The sequence below is a fragment of the Cupriavidus sp. H18C2 genome (assembly GCF_049393795.1).
Classification (GTDB): Bacteria; Pseudomonadota; Gammaproteobacteria; order Burkholderiales; family Burkholderiaceae; genus Cupriavidus; species Cupriavidus pauculus_C.
Window position 1 is genome coordinate 1,091,425 of the sequence record NZ_CP186010.1, and the last position, 14,849, is coordinate 1,106,273.

General features: G+C 69.8%; 12 protein-coding genes and 1 pseudogene. 6 read left to right on the plus strand and 7 right to left on the minus strand.

The features are described 5' to 3' along the window. Window positions 1–78: 78 nt before the first annotated feature. From EPAKOI_RS05225 to EPAKOI_RS05235, 3 genes and pseudogenes are all read right to left on the minus strand, one after another. A complete protein-coding gene (locus tag EPAKOI_RS05225; RefSeq protein WP_423193142.1) occupies window positions 79–1,131 on the minus strand; it encodes a hypothetical protein in 1,053 nt (350 codons plus the stop codon). Next, window positions 1,128–3,633 (minus strand): annotated as a pseudogene (gene mutS, locus EPAKOI_RS05230) (DNA mismatch repair protein MutS). Before mutS ends, EPAKOI_RS05225 begins: the two are co-directional and overlap by 4 nt. 442 nt (window positions 3,634–4,075) lie before the next feature. Continuing rightward, entirely contained in the window at window positions 4,076–4,909 is an 834-nt protein-coding gene (locus tag EPAKOI_RS05235; protein WP_124684655.1) for an inositol monophosphatase family protein, read from the minus strand. 236 nt (window positions 4,910–5,145) lie between these two features. Here EPAKOI_RS05235 and EPAKOI_RS05240 point away from each other — a divergent pair, with 236 nt between their 5' ends. Together EPAKOI_RS05240 and cysE are read left to right on the plus strand one after the other, a co-directional pair. Further along, on the plus strand, window positions 5,146–6,012 hold the full coding sequence (locus EPAKOI_RS05240; RefSeq protein ID WP_423193143.1) for an RNA methyltransferase: 867 nt from the start codon (window positions 5,146–5,148) through the stop codon (window positions 6,010–6,012). Window positions 6,013–6,310: 298 nt separating this feature from the next. After that, on the plus strand, window positions 6,311–7,054 hold the full coding sequence (cysE, locus tag EPAKOI_RS05245; RefSeq protein ID WP_124684653.1) for a serine O-acetyltransferase: 744 nt from the start codon (window positions 6,311–6,313) through the stop codon (window positions 7,052–7,054). Between the two features lie 40 nt (window positions 7,055–7,094). On the opposite strand, the gene EPAKOI_RS05250 is transcribed toward cysE, so the two are convergent. The 4 genes from EPAKOI_RS05250 to EPAKOI_RS05265 all read right to left on the minus strand — a co-directional run bounded on the left by EPAKOI_RS05250 (window position 7,095) and on the right by EPAKOI_RS05265 (window position 9,892). Beyond that, window positions 7,095–7,886 carry a UDP-2,3-diacylglucosamine diphosphatase gene (locus EPAKOI_RS05250; protein WP_423193144.1) on the minus strand — a complete coding sequence of 264 codons (792 nt, stop codon included), beginning with the start codon at window positions 7,884–7,886 and terminating at the stop codon, window positions 7,095–7,097. A 65-nt stretch (window positions 7,887–7,951) separates the two neighbouring features. Then, on the minus strand, window positions 7,952–8,452 hold the full coding sequence (locus tag EPAKOI_RS05255; RefSeq protein WP_124684651.1) for a peptidylprolyl isomerase: 501 nt from the start codon (window positions 8,450–8,452) through the stop codon (window positions 7,952–7,954). 51 nt (window positions 8,453–8,503) lie between these two features. Then, window positions 8,504–9,112, minus strand: coding sequence for a peptidylprolyl isomerase (locus EPAKOI_RS05260; protein ID WP_423193145.1), 609 nt, complete (start codon window positions 9,110–9,112; stop codon window positions 8,504–8,506). 90 nt (window positions 9,113–9,202) lie between these two features. Beyond that, entirely contained in the window at window positions 9,203–9,892 is a 690-nt protein-coding gene (locus tag EPAKOI_RS05265) for a tetratricopeptide repeat protein (RefSeq protein ID WP_124684649.1), read from the minus strand. Between the two features lie 179 nt (window positions 9,893–10,071). Here EPAKOI_RS05265 and cysS point away from each other — a divergent pair, with 179 nt between their 5' ends. From cysS to tilS, 4 genes are all read left to right on the plus strand, one after another. Then, window positions 10,072–11,460, plus strand: coding sequence for a cysteine--tRNA ligase (gene cysS / locus EPAKOI_RS05270; protein WP_423193146.1), 1,389 nt, complete (start codon window positions 10,072–10,074; stop codon window positions 11,458–11,460). Further along, window positions 11,457–12,278 (plus strand): DNA-3-methyladenine glycosylase family protein, encoded by an 822-nt coding sequence (locus EPAKOI_RS05275; protein WP_423193147.1) that lies wholly within the window; start codon window positions 11,457–11,459, stop codon window positions 12,276–12,278. The genes cysS and EPAKOI_RS05275 overlap by 4 nt, the downstream gene beginning before the upstream one ends. A 135-nt stretch (window positions 12,279–12,413) precedes the next feature. Then, complete coding sequence (locus tag EPAKOI_RS05280) at window positions 12,414–13,385, plus strand: acetyl-CoA carboxylase carboxyltransferase subunit alpha (protein ID WP_124684646.1); 972 nt, start codon at window positions 12,414–12,416, stop codon at window positions 13,383–13,385. Next, complete coding sequence (gene tilS / locus EPAKOI_RS05285) at window positions 13,351–14,844, plus strand: tRNA lysidine(34) synthetase TilS (protein ID WP_423193148.1); 1,494 nt, start codon at window positions 13,351–13,353, stop codon at window positions 14,842–14,844. The genes EPAKOI_RS05280 and tilS overlap by 35 nt, the downstream gene beginning before the upstream one ends. Window positions 14,845–14,849: the final 5 nt, after the last annotated feature.

The window sequence follows — 14,849 nt, forward strand, 5'->3', positions numbered from 1 at the left end:
GCCGGCTCCCGCCGGCTTTTTTCATTGCTGCGCGCGTGACGCAGGTCAAATCCGGCGGGGTGCCCGTCCGCCGCCTCGTCAATTCGTCCGCGGCCCGTCTTCCAATGCCACCTGGAACACCGACTTCGTGCCGGGCGTGACGGTCAGTTCCACCCAGCGCGACGGGTTGCCGATCGGCAGCGCCACGCGCGTGAAGTTGCCGACGACCTTGCCGGCGGTGTCGCGCAGCGGCTTGTCGACGCTGAAGCCGCTGTCGCTGGCATGCACCAGCAGCACCTGGCCGGCGTACTTGGCCGACAGGTCGCGTAGCTGGCGCTTGAATTCGAGGTAGCCATCGCGCGTGCCGCGCCGCAGGAAGCCGTCGAGCAGCGTCGGCTTGCCGCGCTTTTCCCAGCCGTTGCCGAACTGCGGGTCGGCATGCACCACCACCAGCACGCCCGCCAGGTCGCGCTGGCCCGCGATCGAGAACGCGCGGCCCAGCCACTGGCGATTGGCTTCGCGCCGGTCCTCGAACTCGCCGTTCCGGCCGCCTTCGCTGCGATAGTGGTTGTTGTCGCCGGGCAGGTTGAGGCCGACGACCAGCACGTTGCCGATCATCAGCCGCACGTTTTCGCGGAAGCTGCGGAACATCGCCTGGTCCGACTGGCGCACCACGGGCAGCGTGCGGCGGCCCAGCGTGGTGTCGGCCGGAAAGTACAGCTCGCGCAGCCGGTTGAGCCGCTCCACCGCATCGAACTTGCCGTTGACGGGCTTGTGGCATTCGGCCCAGTCGGTCTCGCCGGGCACGAACAGCAGCGGCGCCGGCGCGTCGTCCAGCACCCGCAGCCGCGCGCTGAGCACCGGGTCCGCGCACGATTCGGTGTCGCCCTTGATGCCGCCGGCGTGGACGATCAGCGTCACCTTCTGCGACGCCATCTGTTCGAACAGTGCGGACGTGTCGGCTTCGGCCGTCGGCCACTGCGGCACGTCGGCGATCAGCGCCATGCGCGTCACCGGTTCGGCCGCCGCGGCGGGTGGCGCGACCTTGCCGGCGCGCGCCGCGTGGACCGCCACGGGCGCCAGCAGGCAGGCACCGCAGGCCAGGGCCGCCAGGGCCCGGGCCGCGCGCGCGGGGCGGAGGGTGGGTGTCATGCGTTGCGCGTCGGGGCCGCCAGCGCCTTGAGCCGGTACAGCACCTCCAGCGCGTCGCGCGGCGACAGGCTGTCCGGGTCGATCTCGGCCAGCGCATCGAGCGCGGCCGCGTGTTCGGCGGCCAGGGCCTCGGCCAGCTCCGGGGCTTCGTCGTCGTCGAGCGGCGTGGCCGGAGCCGCGAACAGGTCCATCTGCGGCGTCGGCGTGGCGTCCGCCGACTGCTGTTCCAGCCAGGCCAGGTGCTTGCGCGCGGCGCGGATCACGGGCTGCGGCACGCCGGCCAGTTGCGCCACCTGCAGGCCGTAGCTCTGGCTGGCCGGACCGTCCTGCACCGCGTGGAGGAACACGATGCCGTCGCCATGTTCCACGGCGGACAGGTGGACGTTTGCCGCCTGCGGGAATTCCTGCGGCAGTTGCGTCAGCTCAAAGTAGTGGGTGGCAAACAGCGTGTGGCTGCGGTTGTGGGACAGCAGGTGGCGGGCAATCGCCCACGCCAGCGCCAGGCCGTCGAAGGTCGACGTGCCGCGCCCGATCTCGTCCATCAGCACCAGGCTAGACGGCGTGGCGTTGTGCAGGATGCCGGCCGCCTCGGTCATTTCCACCATGAACGTCGAGCGCCCGCCGGCCAGGTCGTCGGCCGCGCCAATGCGCGTGAAAATGCGATCGATCGGCCCGATCACCGCGCGCTGCGCCGGCACCCAGGCGCCCACGCAGGCCAGCAGCACGATCAGCGCGGTCTGGCGCATGAACGTCGATTTACCGCCCATGTTCGGGCCGGTGATCAGCAGCAGCTTGCGCGCCTCGTTGAGCTGGCAGTCATTGGCGATGAACGCCACCGATTCGGCCGCCAACTGGCCTTCCACCACGGGATGGCGGCCCTGCGCGATGTCGATGACGTTCTCGGCCACGCGCTCGGGCTGGCTCCAGTCCAGCGTGCGCGCCCGTTCGGCCAGCGTGGCCAGCACGTCCAGCCGGGCCAGCGCGGCGGCCACGCGCTGCAGGGGGCCGATATGGGGCAGCAGGGCCTGCAGCAGCGCGTCGTAGAGCTGTTTTTCGCGTGCCAGCGCGCGGTCCTGCGCGGACAGCGCCTTGTCCTCGAACGCCTTCAGCTCCGGGGTGATGTAGCGCTCGGCGTTCTTGAGCGTCTGGCGGCGCCGGTAGTCGTCGGGCACCTTGTCGGCCTGGCCGTTGGTGACCTCGATATAGAAGCCGTGCACGCGGTTGTACTCGACGCGCAGGTTGTTGATGCCCGTGCGCTCGCGTTCGCGGGTTTCCAGTTCGATCAGGAACTGGCCGCAGTTTTCCGAAATGTCTCGCAGTTCGTCCAGTTCGGCGTCGTAGCCGCGCGCGATCACGCCGCCGTCGCGGATGACCGACGACGGTTCCTCGGCCACCGCGCGCTCCAGCAGCGACAGGCACGCCTCCGGGATGTCCAGCTCGTCCATCGTCTGCGCCAGCAAGGGCGATTCCTGGGCGGCGCTGACGCTGGCCTGCACCGTCGGCAGCGCCTTGAGCGTGTCGCGCAGCGCGGACAGGTCGCGCGGCCGGGCCGACAGCAGCGCCAGCCGCGCCGTCACGCGCTCGACGTCGCAGAGCTTGCGCAGCGCCGCGCGCACGGCGTCCGGGTCCTGGGCGATCAGCGCGCCGATGGCCTGCTGGCGCGCACGCGGCAGCGCCGGGTCGCGCAGCGGGTGGTGCAGCCAGTGGCGCAGCGCCCGGCTACCCATGGTCGTGGAGCAGGTGTCGAGCAGCGAAAACAGCGTCGGCGATTCACCGCCGCGCAGCGTCTCGGTCAGTTCGAGGTTGCGCCGCGTGGCGGTGTCGAGCCCGACGAACTCCGATTCGCGTTCGACCGTCACGCCCTGCACGTGGCGCAGCGACTGGCCCTGCGTCGTGGCGGCGTAGTTGAGCAGCGCGCCGGCGGCCCCCAGCGCCGCACCCAGCCCGGCGCAGCCGAACGGCTCCAGGCTGGCCACGCCGATCTGCTCGCGCAGGCGACGGGTGCCGGCGTCCTGGTCGAAATGCCATTCGGGCAGCCGCGTCGCACTCCATCAGCCGCAGTTCGCCGCTGGCCAGGTTCAGCCACGCCAGCCCGACCTTGCCCACGCCGCGGCGCAGCGTCTGCTGGTGCACGGCCATCAGGTAGCTGTCCACCTTGTCGGGCAGCAGCGCGGCGTCGGTCAGCGTGCCGGGCGTGACGATGCGGACGACCTTGCGCTCGACCGGCCCCTTGCTCGTGGCCGGATCGCCAATCTGCTCGCAGATCGCCACCGATTCGCCCAGCTTGACCAGCCGCGCCAGGTACTGGTCGACCGAGTGGAACGGGATGCCGGCCATGCGGATCGGCACGCCGCCGGACTGCCCGCGCGACGTCAGCGTGATGTCGAGCAGGCGGGCGGCCTTTTCGGCGTCGTCGTGGAACAGTTCGTAGAAGTCGCCCATCCGGTAGAACAGCAGCGTGTCCGGATGGTCCGCCTTGATGCGCAGGTACTGCTGCATCATCGGCGTCTGCTTGTCAGCCTTGTCGGCCGGCTCCGCCTTGTCGGCGCGGCCCTTGCGCGGGGGCTTGCCTTCCGCGGCGGCCAGGGTCTCGGCGGACACGGGCGCGGCGTCCGGGGCGGCATCGGGGCGCGTGGTTTCGGCTGGTTGGGAAAAGGCTTCTGCGGACATGCATTCCTCTCGGGCGGCCCACGGGCCGGGCCGCCGGTATATCGGTTCGCGCCGGGGCGCAAAGCGGCATTTTACTGCCTGCCTCGCCAATCTAGCGGGAAGCCGGTGCGTTGTAATGCGGAGGATTCTTAAACTGGGTCGGACCAGGCCGAGGATGTCGGCTGCCGGCCCGCCGTGCTGCGCGGGGAGGGGCCGGCACAGGCGCCGGCGGCAGCACGGATGGCAGGCGGGAAGGCAGCGGGGGCGCCACAGCGGGCCCCGGCGCTGTCCGGTTTCAGCCCTCGATGGGCTTCAGCGCGGGCTTGGCGTTGTCCAGCGAGTACGGCGACAGCAGGCGCACCATCTGGGCGAACGCCTTGGGGTTGCCGGCCAGCACCTCGCCCTGTTCCATCTGGCGCGATTCGCCGGCGTAGTTGCCCACCAGGCCGCCGGCCTCGGTGATCAGCAGCATGCCCGCGGCCATGTCCCACGGCTTCAGGCCGCGCTCGAAGAAGCCGTCCAGGCGGCCGCAGGCCACGTAGGCCAGGTCCAGCGCGGCGGCGCCCGGGCGACGCAGGCCGGCGCAGCTGCGCGTCATCAGCGCGAACATTTCCAGGTATTCCTCGACGCCTTCGAGGTCACGGAACGGGAAGCCGGTGCCGATCAGGCAGTCGGCCAGCTTGTCGCGGCGGGTCACGCGGATGCGGCGGTTGTTCAGGAACGCGCCGGCGCCCTTGCTGGCCGTGAACAGTTCGTCGCGGGTGGGATCGTAGACCACGGCCTGGGACGGCGCGCCCTTGTGCAGCAGGCCGATCGAGACCGCGTATTGCGGAAAGCCGTGGATGAAGTTGGTGGTGCCGTCCAGCGGATCGATCACCCAGGTGAATTCGGCCTGTTCCTCACCCTCGGCCCAGGACTGGCCGGACTCTTCCGCTAGAATGGCGTGCTCGGGGTAGGCGGTGCGGATGACCTCGATGATCGCGGCCTCGGCGGCGCGGTCGACTTCGGTCACGAAATCGTTGTGCTGCTTGCGCGAGACGCGGACCAGGTCGACGTCGATCGACGCGCGGTTGATGATGGATCCCGCCTTGCGGGCCGCCTTGACGGCGATATTGAGCATCGGATGCATGAATCTCTCCAGGGGCCCGCGGACCTGCCCGGATGGCGGCCTGCCGCCAGGATCATCATGGCGGACGGGGCGCACGGACAGTCCGGCCAGGGCCGAACAGCACAACGGATTGTCGAAGAACGAGGGGCGTCGCCAGAGCTTCGGGCGCCGCGCCGCAATTGGAAGGCTGCATTGTATAGGAACCCGGCCCGCCATACGAGTCGCGCACGGCAAACGCCGCGGCCAGGGCATCCCAGATGACTGACGCATTGAATTCCCAGGCGGGGCAGGCCCCCGCGGACGCCGTCGCCGGTGGCTTGTCCGGCATTTTTTCCCGTGTGCGCGTGGTGCTGGTGGAAACCAGCCACCCGGGCAATGTCGGGTCCGTGGCCCGGGCCATGAAGACGATGGGCTTTGGCGACGCGCCGGGCAGCCTGGTGCTGGTGTCGCCGCGCGAGCCGGGCGTGCTGGCCCATCCGGACGCCGTGGCCATGGCCAGCGGGGCCGACGACGTGCTGGCCGGCGCGCGGATCGTCGACGACATCGAGGCGGCGCTGGCCGGCACGGCCTTCACGGTGGCGATGACGGCCCGCCAGCGCGAATTCGGCCCGCCGCGCCTGCTGCCGCGCGCCGCCGCGGCCCGGGGTAGTGCGTTGCTGGCGGCCGACGACGGCGCGGAGATCGCCCTGGTGTTCGGCAACGAGCGCTACGGGCTGCCCAACGAAGCGGTGCTGCGCTGCTCGGCCGTGACCCATATTCCCGCCAATCCGGCCTATGCGTCGCTGAACCTGGCCCAGGCCGTGCAACTGGTGGCCTACGAGCTGCGGCTGGCGCTGCTGGACGCCCACGCGGCGGCCGGCGTGGTGCCGGACGGCGCACCGAATATCGGCTATGCTGGCGAGCCGGCCACGACGGAGCAGGTCGAATCGATGTTCGACCATTTCCAGGCCGGGCTGGTGGCCATCGGCTTCCTGGACCCCGACAACCCCCGCAAGCTGATGCCGCGCCTGCGGCGCATGTTTGCCCGGGCCGGGCTGGAGCGCGAGGAAGTGAACATCCTGCGCGGCATCGCCAAGCGCATGCTGCTGGCCGGCAGGCAGACCGAAGGCAACAAGGAAGGCTGAATTCCGTGACCCGCGTCCCGGCACCCGACATGCAGCGCGCCATCCGCGGCCCCGCCCCCGGCCGTGAGACGCCGCGCGCCTGCGCCGGCCAGCCCGCGCGATGTTGAAGCCGCCGCGACCCGAAAAGCCCTGATGGCCTCAGGGCCCGGCGGCAGGCGCTTAAATCTCTTACACTCCCTGCTCGCCACCGCGAGGCCGTCCCCCTACCAGAATCAGGCCCTACCGGCTCATGACCGCGCCGGCGCCGTCCGCATGCCGTGCGGACGCGCGCACGGCCCGGCAACACGACACGACGAAGATGTTCACTCGCCTGAAGGAAGATATCGATGCCATCATGCGGCGCGACCCCGCCGCGCGCAGCCGCCTGGAAGTGCTGACCTGCTATCCGGGGCTGCACGCGGTGATGTTCCATCGCGTGGCCCACGCCTGCTGGCGCGGCGGATTCCACTGGCTGGGCCGCTGGATCTCGCACTGGTCGCGCTGGCTGACCGGCATCGAGATCCATCCCGCCGTCCGGCTGGGCCGGCGCGTGTTCATCGACCACGGCATGGGCGTGGTGATTGGCGAGACAGCCGAGATTGGCGACGACTGCACGATCTACCAGGGCGTCACGCTGGGCGGCACGTCGCTCTACAAGGGCCAGAAGCGCCACCCGACGCTGGGCGCGGGCGTGGTGGTCAGCGCCGGCGCCAAGGTGCTGGGCGGATTCGAGGTGGGCGACGGCGCGCGCGTGGGATCGAACGCGGTGGTGCTCAAGCCGGTGCCGCCGGGCGCCACGGCCGTGGGCATCCCGGCCCGCATCATCATGCCGGACGCGCCGGCCACGCAGCAGGGCGCCAAACAGGAGTTCTCGGCCTACGGCATCACGCCGAATGCCGACGATCCGGTGTCGCTGGCCCTGAAGAGCCTGATCGACAACGCGGCCAAGCAGCATGACCGGATCGAGGCCGTGCTGGCCGCGCTGGACCGGCTGGGCGAGCACCTGGAGAACACGCCGAACGATCGCTTCGACGCCAGCGAACTGCGCAAGCTGATGAAATAGCGCCCGCCGGCGTGCGGCGGGGCAGGGCCGGGGGCTCTGGTCAGTCCACCCGCGGCAGCAGGCGGAAGCCGTCGGCGTCCAGTTGCAGGACGGCCGCGCGCGGGCGCCGGCCGTCGAGATCCCAGTCGGTCAGCACCCAGCGTTCGCCGCCGGCATGCGTGTGGCGCGCCGGGCGATGGGTGTGGCCATGGACCAGCGTGTGGGCCGCGCTCGATGCCAGCAGCGCCTCGACGGCCGCCGGCGACGCATCGCCATAGTCCGGCGGCGCCGCACCGTCGGCCTGGCGCGCACGGCCGGCCTCGCTGTCGGCCCGCAGCCGCCGGGCAATCTTCAGCCGCGTGTTCAGCGGCAACGCCAGGAACAGCCGCTGCACCCAGCCCTTGCGCGTCCAGTGCCGGAAGCGGTTGTAGCGCGGATCGTCGATGCAGAGCAGGTCGCCGTGGCTCAGCACCACGCGCGCGCCGCCGCAGTCAATCACGGTCGGGTCCGGCAGCAGCGTGGCACCGGCCGCCCGCGCAAAGCGCTGGCCGATCAGGAAGTCGCGGTTGCCGTGCATCAGGAAGACCGGCACGCCCGTATCGGCCAGCCGGCGCAGCGCCGCCGCGATGCCGGCCGCGAACGGCGTATCGGTCTCCTCGTCGCCAACCCAGAACTCGAAGAAATCGCCCAGGATGAACAGCGCGCGGGCCTGCCGCGCGGCGTCGTCCAGCACGTGCTGGAAGGCAGCCAGCGTGCGGGGTATGCCCGGCGTCAGGTGGAGATCGGAAATGAACCACGCCGGCGCCGGCACCTCGATCGGTGCGGCTGCCGGCGCGGGCAGGGTTGCGGTCATGCGGGTCGGAAAGGTCGGTTCACGAGCGGCATGCCGCGTGGGGGAGGAAGAGGGCGGTCGAACGATTATTCGACGATGGTGGCCTTCTGGATCACCACGTCGTCCATCGGCACGTCCTGGTGGAAGCCCGAGCTGCCCGTGCGCACGGCCTTGATGGCGTCCACGACGTCGGTGCCTTCCACGACCTTGCCGAACACGGCGTAGCCGAAGCCCTGCGGCGTGGGCGAGCTGAAGTTCAGGAAGTCGTTGTCCACCACGTTGATGAAGAACTGCGCCGTGGCCGAGTGCGGCGCGTTGGTGCGGGCCATGGCCACCGTGTAGCGGTCGTTCTTCAGGCCGTTGCCGGCTTCGTTCTCGATCGGCGCGTCGGTGTCCTTTTGCTTCATGCCCGGCTCGAAGCCGCCGCCCTGGATCATGAAGTTCTTGATGACGCGGTGGAAGATCGTGTTGTCATAGTGGCCCTTGCGCACGTACGACAGGAAGTTCTCCACCGTCTTGGGGGCCTTCTCGGCGTCCAGTTCGATGGTGATGACGCCTTGCGTCGTTTGGAGTTGTACCTTGCTCATGGGTGACCTCTGTCTGGTGACGGTGAGGCCCGCGCGGCGGCGGGCCGGGAGTTACTTGGTGACGACGGTGGCGGACTCGATCACGACCGGGGCGGCCGGCACGTTGCGCATGGCGCCGTAGGCCGTGGTCGGCGTGGTCTTGATCTTGTCGATCGTGTCCATGCCTTCCACCACCTTGCCGAAGACGGCATATCCGTTGCCATCGGGCTGCGGGTAGTCGAGGTTCGGATTATCCACCACATTGACGAAGAACTGGGCCGTGGCCGAGTTCGGGTTCGACGTGCGCGCCATGGCCACGGTGCCGGCCTTGTTCTTGAGGCCGTTCTGCGACTCCAGCGGGATTGGCGCGCGCGTGGGCTTTTCCTTCATGTCGCGGTCAAAGCCGCCGCCCTGCACCATGAAGCCGTTGATCACGCGGTGGAAGATGGTGCCGCTGTAGAAGCCGCTTTTCACGTATTCCATGAAGTTGGCCACGGTCTTGGGCGCGGCGTCGGGGTAGACCTCGATCGTGAACTTGCCGGCGTTGGTGACGAACTGCACACGCTCGGCCTTGGGAGCGGCGGCGGCCGGGCTGGCGCCCTGGGCCATGGCGGCCAGCGGGCTCAGCGCGGTGGCGGCGGCCATCAGGCCGGCCAGGACGATGCGTCGGGAAAGGGTCATGTCTGGAACTCCGTCTTTCAGTGCAGGTAAATCAAGGGAGATCGGGCGGCAGCGGCCGGGCGCGGGCCCGTCCGCCGCGATGTGCCGGGGTCAGCGGGCCGCGGGGGCGCTGGCGGGCGCCTTGCGCACGCGCGGCGCGGCGGCCGGCGCACTGGCCGGGGCCGGCGTGCCGCCAAGCTGCTGCAGGCTGGCGGCGGCGCGGGCGTCGGCGGGGTTGCGGCGTACCGCATCGCCATACGCCTTTTCCGCCAGGCGCCGGTAGACGTCGCCCAGGTTGCTGTAGGCGATGGCGTAGTCGGGCTTGGCATCGATGGCCAGCAGCAACTCGGCCTCGGCGCGCTTCAGGTCGCCGCGCTTGGCATAGAGCAGGGCCAGGTTGTTGTGCGGCTCGGGCAACTCGGGAAAGTCCTGCGCCATCTCGGCGAAGGCCTGGATGGCTTCGTCCTCGCGGCCGGCCTTGGCCATGGCCCACGCGCGCTGGAAGCGGGCCTGGGCGTTGCGCGGGTTGCTGGCCAGCACCTTGTCGAAGCCCTTGATGGCGTCGTCGTAGCGCTGGTCGTTGACGGCCTTCTGCGCGGGCACCATGCCGGGGTCCGCCGACGCCACGCCGCCGGTGGTCACCGTCGCCGCGGGCATCGACATCGGGCCGTTCTGGGCGGCGGCCGGCCGGGCCAGCAGCGCCCCGGCGATCGCCAGCGCACCCGCGACGGGAAGCGCGACGGAAAGGGCGGCGCCACGGCGGGCCGTCGCGGAGATCGGGAAAGGCAGAAGCAAGCTCATGTAAGGGCGGTCCGTTATACTCCGCGGCATTCTAGCAAAGCGGCACGGCGTGCACGACGCGCCCCAGGCGCCGCCACCCGTCCCCCGGCCGGCCCAGCAGGGTTCCGGTAAGATATGGGGCCCGTGCGCCATGGCGCGCCCGCCGCGCACGCCGCCCTGCCACTCATCACACAAGCTCCATGCAGCAACTGAACATCTACAACACGCTCGCGCGTGAGAAGCAGCCTTTCGTGCCAATCGAACCCGGCAAGGTCCGCATGTACGTGTGCGGCATGACCGTGTACGACTACTGCCACGTGGGCCACGCGCGGGTGATGGTGGTGTTCGACATGGTGCGCCGCTGGCTGCGCGCCGCCGGCTACGATGTGACGTATGTGCAGAACATCACCGACATCGACGACAAGATCATCCGCCGGGCGGCCGAGAACGGCGAGACCATCGGCCAGCTCACCACGCGCTTCATCCAGTTCATGCACGAGGACGCGGCCGCGCTGGGCGTGATCCGGCCCGACTACGAGCCGCGCGCCACGGAATTCGTGCCGCAGATGCTCAACATCATCGACAAGCTCGAAGCCCGCGGCCTGGCCTACCAGGCGGCCGATGGCGACGTGAACTTCTCGGTGCGCAAGTTCCCGGGCTACGGCAAGCTGTCCGGCAAGTCGCTGGAGGACCTGCGCGCCGGCGAGCGCGTGAGCGCCAACGACGCCAAGCAGGACCCGCTGGACTTCGTGCTGTGGAAGTCGGCCAAGGAGTCTGAGCCGCCCGAGAGCAAGTGGGATTCGAAGTGGGGCAGCGGCCGCCCGGGCTGGCATATTGAATGCTCCGCCATGAGCTGCACGTTGCTGGGCGAGCATTTCGACATCCACGGCGGCGGCGCCGACCTGCAGTTCCCGCACCACGAGAACGAGATCGCGCAGTCCGAAGGCGCCAGCGGCAAGCCGTTCGTCAACATGTGGATGCACAACGGCTTCGTGCGTATCAATGACGAGAAGATGTCGAAATCGCTTGGCAATTTCTTCACGATCCGCGAAGTGCTCAAGCAGTACGACCCCGAGGTCGTGCGCTTCTTCATTCTGCGCGCGCACTACCGCAGCCCGCTGAACTACAGCGACGCCCACCTGGACGACGCCCGCCATGCGCTGACGCGCCTGTACACGGCGCTCAAGGAAACGCAGCCGGGCGGCTGTGCCGTGGACTGGGACGAGGCGCACGCGCGCCGCTTTGCCGAGGCGATGAGCGACGACTTCAACACGCCGATCGCCATGTCGGTGCTGTTCGACCTGGCCAGCGAGGTGAACCGGTCCGGCTCGCTCCAGGCCGCCCACCAGCTCAAGGCGCTGGCCGGCACGCTGGGCCTGCTGGAGCGCGATCCGCACACTTTCCTGCAGGGCGGGGCCAGCGTGGACGGGCTCAGCGCCGAACAGATCGACGCGCAGATCGCGGCACGCCGCGCGGCCAAGGCCGAGCGCAACTTTGCCGAGGCGGATCGCATCCGCGCGGCGTTGCTGGAGGCCGGCGTGGTCCTGGAAGACAAGCCGGGTGGTGCCACCGAGTGGAGGCGTGCTTGAACGCTGCCGCGCGCAAGCCGAAATCCGCAACCGTCGCGCCCAAGCCTGCCGGCAAGGCCGCCGCCAGGCAGGTGCCCAGGGTGCCGGCGCGCGACGAGCCGAAGGCGGCTGCCGCCACCAGGACCGGCGGCAAGGGCCGCAAGGTCGACCTGCCCGAGGCGCAGGCCGTGCCGCTGCCGGTGGAGACCGTGGTCGACGCCGTGCGCCCGGCCTACTGGGACGAGGCCTGCGCCGACCTGATGAAGCGCGACCGCATCCTGCGCAAGATGATTCCGACGTACGGGCCCGCCCACCTGGTGTCGCGCGGTGACCCGTTCATCACGCTGGCGCGATCCATCGTCGGCCAGCAGATCTCGGTCAAGGCGGCGCAGTCGGTGTGGGAACGGCTGGTGACGCTGTGTCCGCGCGTCACGCCGGCCCAGTTCCTGCGCGCGGGCAACGAGCAACTGGCCGGGTGCGGGTTGTCCAAGCGCAAGGCCGAGTACATCACCGACCTGGCCAGCCACTTCAAGGCCGGCACGGTCCACGTGAACGACTGGGCCGGCATGGACGACGAGGCCGTGATCGCCGAGCTGACGCAGATCCGGGGCATCGGGCGCTGGACGGCCGAGATGTTCCTGATGTTCAATCTGATGCGTCCGAACGTCCTGCCTCTGGATGACGTGGGCCTGATCAACGCGATCTCGGCCAACTATTTCAGTGGCGAACCCGTCACCCGCAGCGAGGCGCGCGAGGTGGCGGCCAACTGGGAGCCCTGGCGCACCGTGGCCACGTGGTACATGTGGCGCAGCCTGGACCCCCTGCCAGTGACGTATTAGCGGCAGGAAGTGGCAGCATGAGGCATCGGCGGGGTTGACGCCTGCCAAAAATGCATAGAAATCAACATATTGGGTCGCAGTCTTCTGGAGTTTTTCCGGTAGAATGCGCCCCTTCACAGACAGGTCCGCGTTTTTATGAAAACCACCTTCCTGGATTTCGAGCAGCCGATTGCCGAGCTCGAGGCAAAGATCGAAGAACTGCGCTTTGTGCAGGACGACTCGGCTGTCGACATTTCCGAAGAGATTTCGCGGCTGGCCGGCAAGAGCCAGCAGCTGACCAAGGATATCTATGCCAACCTGACCCCGTGGCAGGTTGCGCAGATCGCGCGCCACCCGCAGCGTCCGTACACGCTGGACTATGTGCGCGAGATCTTCACCGACTTCCATGAACTGCACGGCGACCGTGCGTTTGCCGACGACCTGTCGATCGTCGGCGGCCTGGCGCGCTTCAACGGCCAGGCGTGCATGGTCATCGGCCACCAGAAGGGCCGCGACACGAAGGAACGCGCGCTGCGCAACTTCGGCATGTCCAAGCCCGAGGGCTACCGCAAGGCCAAGCGCCTGATGGAACTGGCCGACAAGTTCGGCCTGCCGATCTTCACGTTCGTCGATACCCCGGGCGCGTTCCCGGGCATCGACGCCGAGGAGCGCGGCCAGTCGGAGGCGATCGGCCACAACCTCTACGTCATGGCTGGCCTGAAGGTGCCCCTGATCGCCACGATCATCGGCGAGGGCGGCTCGGGCGGCGCGCTGGCGATTGCCGTGGGCGACGTCGTGCAGATGCTGCAGTTCGCCACGTACGCCGTGATTTCGCCGGAAGGCTGCGCGTCGATCCTGTGGAAGACGGCCGAGAAGGCCCCGGAAGCCGCCGAGGCGCTGGGCCTGACCGCGCACCGCCTGAAGGCGCTGGGCCTGGTCGACAAGATCATCAACGAGCCGCTTGGCGGTGCCCACCGCGACCCGAAGGGCATGGCGACGATGCTCAAGCGGTCGCTGGCCGAATCGCTGCGCCAGTTCCAGGGCATGAGCGTCAAGGAACTGCAGGCGCGCCGCCACGAGCGCCTGATGGCCTATGGCAAGTTCAAGGAAACCGGCGCCCAGGAGTGACGTGGGCACCGAAGACCCGACGCACCTGACCGCGCGTCTGACCGACAAGGTCGCACAGGCTCTACAGGCCAGTGCGGCCTTTGTTGTTTCTGGCGCCCCGGAAGCCGCCGGCACGCCGCCCGCCACCGTGGCCGTGGCGCTGTCGGGCGGGCGCGATTCCGTGGCGCTGTTGCATGCCGCGCGCGCGGCGCTGGCCGCTACGTGGCCGCTGGCGCGGCTGGTGGCGCTGCACGTCCATCACGGGCTCCAGCCGCAGGCCGATGCATGGGACGACTTCTGCGCGACGCTCTGTGCCGAGCTCGACGTGCCGCCGGCCAGTACCCGTGTCGCCGTTCGGCCGATGGCGGGCGAGGGCATCGAGGCCGCCGCGCGACGCGCCCGCTATGACGCCCTGGGGCGGATGTGCCGTGAGCAGGGCGCCCGGCTGCTGCTGTTCGCCCATCATCGCGACGACCAGGTGGAAACCGTGCTGCTGCGGCTGTTCCGGGGCACCGGCGTGGCCGGCATGGCCGGGATGCCGGCGCGCCGGCCGCTCGATGCGCGCGGCGACGTGCAGTTGCTGCGGCCCTGGCTCGACGTGTCGCGTGCCGATATCGATGCCTATTGCCACGCGCACGGCCTGCGCTGGATCGACGACCCTTCGAATGCCGACACACGGTTCGCCCGCAACGCGCTGCGCGCGCAGTTACCGGGGCTGCTGCAGGCATTCCCCGCGCTTTACGAGAATGTGACCCAGGCCGCCGCCCATTTCGGCCAGGCCGCCGGCATGCTCGATGCGCTGGCCGAGCAGGCGCTGTCGCGGCTGGTCTGCGCCGGGCGCGATGCCGATACCCTTTCTGAACTCGACCTCGCCGGCCTGCGCGCCTTGCCGGCCGAGCACGCCGATGCGGTGCTCCGGCACTGGCTGCGCGACCTCGGCGCCCAGCCGCCCAGCACCGCGCGGCTGGCGGCGATGCGCGCGCAGTTGATCGAACATGGCGGCGGAGAGCCCGCCATTGCGCACGATGGGCTGGTGCTGCGCCGGTTCCGTGGCCGCGTGCTGGCCTGCCAACGCGTGCCCGACGAGACGCCGGCGCCGTTCGCGTTCGACTGGCACGGCGAAGCCCGCATCGTGGTGCCAGCATGGCGGGGCGAACTGCATTTCGCGCGGGACGACACCTTCGGCGTGCCTGAAGCCGTGCTGCGCGCACCGCTGCGGCTGGCCGCGAGGGCCGGCGGCGAACGCATCGTCCTGCGGCCCGGCGGCCCGGCGCGGGCGCTGAAGCAGGCGTACCAGGAGGCCGGCATCCCGGCCTGGCGCCGCCTGTATCTGCCGCTGCTGTGGAGCGCATCGACCGAGGGTGGCCAGCAGCTTGTGATGGCCGGCGGCCTGGGCATGCATCGCCGCTGGCCGGCCGCCGTGGAGGGGGCGCCGCGCTGGCGCGTGGAGTGGCTGGCGACGCCGGTTGCCGGACGCTGAAGCGG